Annotated in this window: 9 protein-coding genes; 5 read left to right on the top strand and 4 right to left on the bottom strand. The window is 69.3% G+C overall.

The features are described from left to right. The first annotated feature begins 222 nt into the window (after window positions 1-222). Both ACZ58X_RS24995 and ACZ58X_RS24990 read left to right on the top strand, forming a co-directional pair. Window positions 223-786, top strand: coding sequence for a hypothetical protein (locus ACZ58X_RS24995; protein WP_470335827.1), 564 nt, complete (start codon window positions 223-225; stop codon window positions 784-786). A gap of 56 nt (window positions 787-842) precedes the next feature. Beyond that, window positions 843-1717, top strand: a protein-coding gene (locus tag ACZ58X_RS24990; protein WP_470335826.1) for an IS5 family transposase whose coding sequence is annotated in 2 segments (ribosomal slippage) — window positions 843-1232 and window positions 1235-1717 — 873 coding nt in all. Because the reading frame shifts where the segments join, the coding sequence is not laid out codon by codon here. Between the two features lie 21 nt (window positions 1718-1738). On the opposite strand, the gene ACZ58X_RS24985 is transcribed toward ACZ58X_RS24990, so the two are convergent. The 3 genes from ACZ58X_RS24985 to ACZ58X_RS24975 all read right to left on the bottom strand — a co-directional run bounded on the left by ACZ58X_RS24985 (window position 1739) and on the right by ACZ58X_RS24975 (window position 4783). Further along, entirely contained in the window at window positions 1739-2962 is a 1224-nt protein-coding gene (locus ACZ58X_RS24985) for an alpha/beta hydrolase family protein (protein WP_470335825.1), read from the bottom strand. Window positions 2963-3179: 217 nt separating this feature from the next. Then, window positions 3180-3809 (bottom strand): LysE family translocator, encoded by a 630-nt coding sequence (locus tag ACZ58X_RS24980; protein WP_380592170.1) that lies wholly within the window; start codon window positions 3807-3809, stop codon window positions 3180-3182. Window positions 3810-4315: 506 nt separating this feature from the next. Next, on the bottom strand, window positions 4316-4783 hold the full coding sequence (locus ACZ58X_RS24975) for an ATP-binding protein (protein ID WP_470335824.1): 468 nt from the start codon (window positions 4781-4783) through the stop codon (window positions 4316-4318). Between the two features lie 118 nt (window positions 4784-4901). Between ACZ58X_RS24975 and ACZ58X_RS24970 the strand changes: the two genes are divergently transcribed. Next, window positions 4902-5783, top strand: coding sequence for a helix-turn-helix domain-containing protein (locus ACZ58X_RS24970; RefSeq protein ID WP_470335834.1), 882 nt, complete (start codon window positions 4902-4904; stop codon window positions 5781-5783). Then, entirely contained in the window at window positions 5780-5968 is a 189-nt protein-coding gene (locus ACZ58X_RS24965) for a DUF397 domain-containing protein (protein WP_470335823.1), read from the top strand. The genes ACZ58X_RS24970 and ACZ58X_RS24965 overlap by 4 nt, the downstream gene beginning before the upstream one ends. 78 nt (window positions 5969-6046) lie before the next feature. Here ACZ58X_RS24965 and ACZ58X_RS24960 read toward each other — a convergent pair whose 3' ends face one another. Then, window positions 6047-7249 carry a serine hydrolase domain-containing protein gene (locus ACZ58X_RS24960; protein ID WP_470335822.1) on the bottom strand — a complete coding sequence of 401 codons (1203 nt, stop codon included), beginning with the start codon at window positions 7247-7249 and terminating at the stop codon, window positions 6047-6049. A gap of 215 nt (window positions 7250-7464) precedes the next feature. Here ACZ58X_RS24960 and ACZ58X_RS24955 point away from each other — a divergent pair, with 215 nt between their 5' ends. Then, entirely contained in the window at window positions 7465-8178 is a 714-nt protein-coding gene (locus ACZ58X_RS24955) for a GbsR/MarR family transcriptional regulator (RefSeq protein WP_470335821.1), read from the top strand. The last annotated feature ends 93 nt before the right edge of the window (window positions 8179-8271 follow it).

Genomic DNA, 8271 nt, shown 5'->3' with positions numbered 1-8271 from the left:
TGGTCGGCAGATCAAGCTCAAGGCATCAACGCCAGTCGTATCTCGGGCCAGACCACCGCCCGGGGCGGCACCCGACCATCCTCACAGTCGTATCTGGTGGCTACCCTGCGGTGGTATTTGAGGCGGCCGGGGGTGAGCTCCCCCGGGCTACCCGACGGTTCCAAGGGCCGTCCCCAAAAAAAGACCATGCCACTACGCCCGTACTCGGCGATCATGGCAGCCATGACCGATGCAACTGGACCGGAGCCGCTGGGCATATGTCTCGTGGCCAATATCGCCCCGGAGACCAGCCATGGCGAAGGTGGGCTGGAGATCCGTAAGGGACTGCGGCACTTTGCGCCGGGAGCGAAGGTGTGGATAGCACCGCCGGCCTGGGGCGACGGCGGCGAACGCGTCATTGTGGCTGGACGTCATCGGGGTAACCACCGTCGCTACATGCGGATCGTGATCGAGAGCCGATTCCTGGTGAACTTCCGGGTCCGTGCCGTCTACAGCCCGGCGCTGGTGCGTGCGTTGACAGAGGCGGAGCCTGGTGAGGAGAAGGAGTTCGGCGCCCACTTCCTGTGGCCCCTGGAACAGGCGGAGAGCTGGGCGCGGTCCTGGAACACACCGAAGATGGAGGCCCTGGTGGACGGCCACCGCAGTCGGGCCCACCTGGTCACCGATCCTCCGCCCATGGAGCTGCAGCTCGACGGCGTCACCTACTACCTGGCTCATTTCAATGCCCGTGGGGCCCGCTACTCGCCGGAGCCGCCACCGGTGGAGCCGTCGCCGACGACTGGCTGAGGGAAGCGACCGGCTCCTTTCCGGAGTGGATCAAGGTCATGCGATGATCACGTTCCATGGCTCGGGGAGATCTGACGGACACCCAATGGGCAGTGCTGGAACCGCTGCTGTCGCGGGGCATCAAGACCGGTCGGCCGCCGGTGCACACCAAGCGGAAGCTGATCAACGGCATACGGTTCCGAACCCGCACGGGCATCCCGTGGCGGGATCTCCCAGAGCGGTACGGACCGTGGGAGACGGTGTACGGGCTGTTCCGCCGCTGGCAGCGCGACGGCACGTGGCACCGGATTCTCGAACAGATCCAGGCTCGGGCTGATGCGAAGGGTCTGATCACCTGGGACATCTCGGTAGACTCCACGATCACTCGCGCGCACCAGCACGCGGCTGGTGCGCGCAAAAGGGGGACCTACAGGTCGAGCCGCCCGGCGGAGTGTTCGCCGAGCCCGGAGACCATGGCCTCGGGCGCTCTCGCGGTGGACTGACCACCAAGATTCACCTGGCGGTCGAGCAGGCGCAGAAGCTGATGTCGCTCGTAATCACGGCAGGACAGCGCGGGGACTCTCCGCAGTTCCAGGTCGTCCTGGGCCGTATCCGCGTGCCACGCCTTGGTCCGGGACGGCCGCGCACCCGGCCGGACAAGGTCCGCGCCGACAAGGCGTACGGCTCGCGCGCGAACCGCGTCTACCTACGCAGACGCCGCGTCGGCTGCACGATCCCGGAGAAGCGCGACCAGATCGCCAACCGCAAGAAGCGCGGCTTCCATGGCGGGCGGCCGCCGAAGTTCGACAAGGACGACTACAAGAAGCGCCACGCGGTGGAGTGCGGGATCAATCGCCTCAAGCGCCACCGCGCGGTCACGACCCGGTACGACAAACTCGCCGTCCGCTACGAAGCGACCGTGCTGGTCGCAGCCATCAACGAGTGGCTGTGACCAGCACTTTCGAAACACGCCCTAGTGCTGGAAGAGTACTTCCGGATTGTTCGGCGAGGGGCCGTCCAGCAGCGGGCTGTGGATCCCCTTCAACGTCTGGTCGAAGAACGCCGTCACATACTCACGCGTGATCACGATTCCACGTTCGGGGTCGAGGGGCGGCGTCGGGAACCCGGCCTGCTCCTCGAGCAGGTCCACGTCGGTGAAACTGGGGTGGTTGGCGCCGGTGACCGCCAGCCACTTCTTGTAGCCGCCGAGGGCGGCCCAGGCCGTCCCCCAGTTGTCGCCACCGCCGGCCGAGTGGTCGGCGTCCGTACCCAGCATGAGGAACGGCCGGTTGATCTGGCCGGGCATCGGGGCCGGTTTGAAGGTGCCGTCCATGTTCACTCCGGCCCGTACTCGCGGGTCGGTGATCATCGTGGTGGCGGCCGCCGCTCCGCCGATGGAGTGTCCGGCCATGCCGATCTCGTGCTTGTCGATGAGGTGTGCCAGCCGCCACGCGGCATTGCCGTGCGTCAACCGGTCGATCACGAAGGACACGTCCAGCGCGCGGTTGGCGGGGACGGAGTCGACCCGCGCCGGGTCATCGCAGATCGCGCACGGCGGCGTCTGGCCGTTCGCCAGCGTCTCGCCGCTGTCCCCGTTGGTGTCGCCGACGAGCGCGACGACGTAGCCGTGACTGGCCAGGTCGGTCGCGAGCGAGGTGAGCACCATGCGCGGGTCCCCGAACCCGGGTGAGAGGACCACCAGCGGATACTTGCCCCGCTGCGGCCGCGCGCCGTCGAAGGCTTGGGTGGTGACGCCGGAAACGTTCTGCGGGGTGATGCCGGAGCTCGCCGGGATCTTCGCGCGCTGGATGTGTCCGGCTGCCTCGGCGAGGGTCATGTAGGGGGCCGGAGTCCCGGTCCCGGGGACGGCCGGGTAGACCATCGTGACGGTCAGTTGGCGGGGGCCGGACGACGGCACCCACGGGTCGGGACGGCTCTCGTCGGTGAGGTGAATGACGTCCTCGCCGGCGGCGTAGCGGCCGGTCGGCGCGGGGAGCGTGCCTTGGAAGGACCGCGTGGGCGCGGTGGCGGTGGCGGTGGCCGTGGCCGGTGCGGTGCCGAACGCGTGCGTGGCCACCGGTGTGGCCGACGGTGTGGCCACCGGTGTGGTCGTGGCGGCGAACCCGGCGCCGGTTCCGGTGACAAGGGCGGCGAGTGCCAGCGCCGCGACGGCGCTGAGACGGTGATTGCGTTTCATGGGATCGACGCTAGTTTTCGCGGCTCCGTATCGAATCGGCCCGCGGATGTAACCGTTCCGGTGTCGTTCGTAGCCCCGGCGAGGTACCGGAGTACTCCGCCGGGAGTATGTCGTGCGGCGCGGGGTTCCCTTCACCGGCAGCGTCGGGCGACCTTCGGCTGAGGGGAGTGGGAAGTCGGTGGGGCCGACTTCCCACTCCTGACGGGAACGAAGCGCCCTATCGCTCGACGGCGAGACGTACGCCCAGGCCGATGAACACACCGCCGGTCGCCACGTCGAGCCGGCGGCGCGCGGCCGCGCGCCGGTCGAGCCAGCCACCGATCCGGCCCGCGAGGACGCCCACGGTGCCGTCGACCAGGAACTCGATCGCGATGAAGACCGCGCCGAGGAGCAGGAACTGGAGCCAGACCCGGCCCAGGCCGGGATCGACGAACTGGGGCAGGAACGCGATCGTGAACGTGACCATCTTCGGGTTCACCAGGTTGGTCAGCAGCCCGCGAACGTACGCCCGTCGACCGGAGACCCCGTTCGCGCCCGCCGACTCGACCCGCTCCCGGCCGCGGTGGCGGATCGCCTGCACACCGAGGTACACCAAGTAGGCGGCGCCGGCCAGGCGCAGCGCGGTGAAGGCGGTCGGCGCGGCGGCGAAGAACGCGGACAGCCCCACGGCCGCGAGCGCGATGTGAACGGCCTCGCTGGTCGCGACCCCGGCGGTGGCGAGCAGCCCGGCACGGGCGCCGCCGCGGATCCCGCAGCCGAGGATGAACAGCATGTCCGGCCCCGGGGTGACCATGGCGACGAGGGTGGTGACGAGGAAGACGGCGAAGAGGTGCGGATCGACAGGCATGGGCCGATGTTCGTGCGGGCGCGGCAGCCCTGCAAGCGATATTCGTAGGCCGAGACGGAGGCCCGGCGACAACGCACCTCCGGGAGGCTCACGCCCCGGCCCTACCGCCGGAGAGTCGGCGACGCCACCGGAGTTCGGAGCGCCACTGTCGTTGATCGGCGAAGGGATCCGGCAGCGTTCGCCGGGCGTAGGCCGCGTCCAGCACCGCCACGCGGCGCCCCGGTGGCGAGGTGAACGCCCGGTACCGCCGCAGGGCCCGGTCCGTGGCGCCGGAGCGGGGGGCGATGGGCGAGCCGTTGATGCCGAGGAGTGGGAAGTCGGTGGGGCCGACTTCCCACTCCTCGGCGCTTTACGGGGTCGGGCTCGAAGTCGGGCTCGAAATGGGGTGCGGGGTTGGGTGGTTGGGGCGGGGTTCGACGAGGGGGTAGGCCCACGTGAGCAGGGCGAGGAGAAGCGCACAAGGCAGGAGCGTGCAGAGCGCCGCCCGCCCGTCGCTATGGCGGGGTTCAGGCGGCATCGGGGGTGGTGGCGTCGGCGAGGTCGAGTTCGGCCCAGACGGTCTTGGAGTTGGGGTGGCGGGGGATCGAGCCCCAGCGGTCGCTGAGCGCGGCGATGAGGAGCAGACCCCGGCCGGACTGGGAGTGCGGCGTGGGGGTGGTGGGCAGGACGGGGGGCCTGTCGCCCTTGGGGTCGCTGATCTCGATGCGAAGGGTGGTGCCCCGGCGCGCGGTGGTGGTGAGGGAGAGGTGCAGCTCGAACCCGCGCCCCGGAACGCGTCCGTGCAGGACGGCGTTGGTGGCCAGCTCCGCGACGATGAGGAGCGCGGAGTGGAAGGGATCGGTGTGCGTGGAGTTCAGTCCCCAGCAGGTGAGTTGACGCCGCGCGATGCGGCGGCACAGCGCGGCCCCCTTGGGCGTGGCGGTGTGGACGGTGGTGTGGGTGCGCGGTCTGTCGAGGGGGATTTCGGTCGTCATGGGAGAAAGCGTGGCGGGGCGGACGTACGCTGACCAGGGATCCGGCGGGCACAGAGAGTATCTGTCCAGGTGCGGACAGCTTTTGTTGTGCGACTCAATCACAGGCGGGGTGGTCGCGATGAGTGCGGCGCGGAACAGCGAGACGGGTGACGAGGTTCGAACGGAGCTGCCGGAGGACCTCACCGAGACCTCGGACTTCCTCCGGGCGATCGGGAAGCAGATCAAACTCCTGCGGGAGCGGGCCGGGTTGACCCAGAAGGAACTGGCCAAGCGCGTCGGCTACGGAGAAGAGTTGATCCGTTCGGTCGAGCGTGGGGTGCGAACGCCCCAGCCGGAGTTGCTTGTCGCAGTGGACAAGGAACTGAACGCCGGAGGCTTGTTGGCCGTCCAGAGGGATGACGTCATGAAGGCCCGCGCCAAAGCACGCGTGCGACACCCGGCCTGGTTCCGTGGCTATGCGGGCTTGGAACCCGTGGCCGTGGAGATCCACGAGTTCAGCACATTGCTCATCCCGGGCTTGCTCCAAACCGAGGCTCATGCGCGAGCGCTCTTCGGAATGCGTCAGCCGCTGTTGAGCGAAGAGACGATCGAGGAGCGTGTGGCAGCACGAATCGAACGTCAGGAGATTCTGACTCGCTGGCCACGGGCGATTTTCAGCTGGGTCATCGAGGAGAGCGTCCTCCAACGCCCGCTCGGTGGCTGGGAAGTTCACGAGGAGCAACTGCTGCGGCTACTGGAGGTCGGGGCGATGCGCGGCATGGCGATTCACATCATGCCCCCCGCCAGGGTTGACCACCCTGCCTTGGCCGGGCCCTTCACGCTCATCACTCCCAAGGGGCGCCCGCAGAACGGATACATCGAGGCTCAGCAAAGTAGTCGACTGATCACGGAGCAAGAGGAAGTCCGTATCATGAACGCACGATACGGCGCTCTCAGAGGGCAATCGCTCGACGTGAGGGAGTCCTTGGCCTTGATCGAGAAAATGCTGGGAGAACGATGAACGCGAAGCTCTCGTGGATCAAGAGCAGCCACAGCAGCAACGAAGGCGGCCAGTGCGTCGAGGTCGCAGAGACTCCGGGCACCGTCCACGTGCGTGACTCCAAGGACAAGAGCGGCCCCCAGCTCGCCTTCGAGCCGGCCGCGTGGGAGGCGTTCGTCAAGTACGCCGCCTCCGCCGAGGTCTGACACCATCGGCCCGTCGCTCCTGATGAGCGACGGGCCGATGCCGTACATCACCACTCTGTACGGGTTCCCCTACGTCCCTTACTTCGCCTCACCGCAGAACTCGGCCTCCAGTTCCTTCGTGAAGACCGCGACCGGCCCCCAATCCTCGCCGTTCGCCCAGTCGCCGTTGACCTGGGTCGACATCATGTGGCGGCCGTCCCGGCTTCCGAACGTGTAGGACCAGGAGCCGTTGATCGCCCCTCCCATCCCCCACACCTCGCCGCACGACAGCGTGATCGACCCGATCCCCAGGCCGTAGTGGGAGTTCGGGATCCAGCCCGTGCGGCCGGCCTTCGGGTCCTTCATGGTGACCATCTCCGCCATCTGCGCGGGCGGGAGCAGCCGGCCGCCCAGCAGCGCCTGGAAGAAGGTGCTCAGGTCCCCCACCGTGGAGATCATGTCCCCGGAGCCGTAGCCCCAGGACGGGCTGAGTTCGGTGACGTCGTAGATCGGCAGCTCCGGCCGGTTGAACGGGCCGAGCTTGGAGTAGAAGCGCCCGTGCGGGCCCTGGATGCCGGTGTCGTCGGCGGCGGGCTCGTAGGTGTTCTTGAGGTGCAGGGGCCGGGCGAAGCGGTCGGTGATCTCCTGGGCGAGGCTGTGGCCGGTGGCCTGTTCGATGATCATCGCGGCCAGCACGTAGTTGGTGTCGGAGTACTCCCAGCTGGTGCCGGGCGCGAAGCTGGGCTTCACGCCGATCCCGATCTGCACCAGCTGACGCGGGGTGAAGGTGTCGAACCGGTGCTGGAGGAAGGGCGGCCCCTGGAACTCCTCCGACACCGTCCCGTCCATCGCGAAGTTGGCGATTCCGCTGGTGTGGTCGAGCAGTTGGCGGAGGGTGATCGCCGATCCGTCGTAGCCGTTGCCGTCGACCAGGCCGGGCAGCCACTGCTCGACGCTGTCGTCCATGCTCAACCGACCCTCGGCCTCCAGCTGGAGCAACGCGGTGGCCACGAAGGTCTTGGTGGTGCTGCCGATCCGGAACCGGTCCTGCGGGTGGAACTTCTGGCCGGTGGTCAGGTCGGCGGTGCCGGACTGCCCGTACCAGGTCGAGCCGTGGTCGCGGGCCTCGGCCGTGGCCCCCGGCAGGCCGTTGACGGTGACCGCCTGGTCGAGCGCGGCCTGGAGTCCCCGGTGGCCCCCGTGCCCGTGTCCACCGTCGGCGGCGAGGGCGGCCGGGGCGGTGGCGGCCAGCAGGGCAGCGGCCACGGCGGTGGCGAGGGCGGCGCGGGTGGTGGTCTTCATGGTGGGTCCCCCTGGTCGGTCGGGCTTTCGTCGTCGGTGAAGAACGTACGGCCGGGTTCGAGGATCCATCAACATCCGATTGCTTCAACGGTCGCATCGTCTCAGTTCAGTGACGGTCAATCATTGCAATGACGATGCCGACGAATGCAAACGCGGTTGCAACCACGCGGCCCGTCTCCGGATACTCGTGCGAAGCCCGATGAGAGGAGCCACCCGTGCCGGGTGCCAGGCTGAGCCCGCAGGACCGTCTCGCGATCGCGACCGGTCTCGCCGAGGGGCTGGACTACGCCGCGATCGCCCGGCTGATCGCCCGCCCCACCTCCACGGTGACCCGGGAGATCGCCCGCAACGGCGGGCCCGGCCGCTACCGCGCGGAGACCGCCCAGCGCGCGACCGCCCGCCGGGCCCGCCGGCGGCCGGGCCTCGCCCGCCCCACCGGGGGCACCGCCGCCGTCCCGGACGGGCGGGACCAGGCGGCCATCGCCGACTACGCCGGGCGCTTCGCCGACCTGCTCGTCCACCTGGGACTGCCCCGGATGGTGGCGCGGGTGCTCAGCTGTCTGTACGTCACCGACAGTGGCAGCCTGAGCGCGGCCGACCTGGTGCAGCGCCTCGGCGTCAGCCCGGCCTCGGTGTCCAAGGCCGTGGGCTACCTCGCGGACCAGGGGCTCATCCGCCGCGAGCGGGACGGGCAGCACGGCCGCCGCGAGCAGTACACCATCAACGGTGACGTCTGGTACCGCTCGATGCTGGCGAGCGCTCAACGCAACGCCCTGCTCGCCGAGTTCGCCCGCTCCGGCGCCGACCTGCTCGGCGCCGCCACCCCGGCCGGGCAGCGCCTCGACACGGCGGCGGACTTCCTCGCGGAGATCGGCACCGACCTGGTCCGCGCGGTCGAGCGCCGACGCGCCGCCACCGGAATGTCCTGAGGCCGCAGTCCACCCGGAAACGCGGGGGGGGGAGGAGGGGGGGGGGGGGGGGGAGGGGGGGGGGGGGTGGTGGGACGCAGCGGGGGGGACGGT

This window comes from Kitasatospora sp. NPDC040550 (assembly GCF_055594965.1).
This window is presented reverse-complemented; position numbering and strand designations above follow the sequence as displayed.

Coding starts and splice junctions, on each gene's coding strand:
- ACZ58X_RS24995 (WP_470335827.1), top strand. CDS start 223: ATGACCGATGCAACTGGACCGGAGCCGCTGGGCATATGTCTCGTGGCC.
- ACZ58X_RS24985 (WP_470335825.1), bottom strand. CDS start 2,962: ATGAAACGCAATCACCGTCTCAGCGCCGTCGCGGCGCTGGCACTCGCC.
- ACZ58X_RS24980 (WP_380592170.1), bottom strand. CDS start 3,809: ATGCCTGTCGATCCGCACCTCTTCGCCGTCTTCCTCGTCACCACCCTC.
- ACZ58X_RS24975 (WP_470335824.1), bottom strand. CDS start 4,783: ATGACGACCGAAATCCCCCTCGACAGACCGCGCACCCACACCACCGTC.
- ACZ58X_RS24970 (WP_470335834.1), top strand. CDS start 4,902: ATGAGTGCGGCGCGGAACAGCGAGACGGGTGACGAGGTTCGAACGGAG.
- ACZ58X_RS24965 (WP_470335823.1), top strand. CDS start 5,780: ATGAACGCGAAGCTCTCGTGGATCAAGAGCAGCCACAGCAGCAACGAA.
- ACZ58X_RS24960 (WP_470335822.1), bottom strand. CDS start 7,249: ATGAAGACCACCACCCGCGCCGCCCTCGCCACCGCCGTGGCCGCTGCC.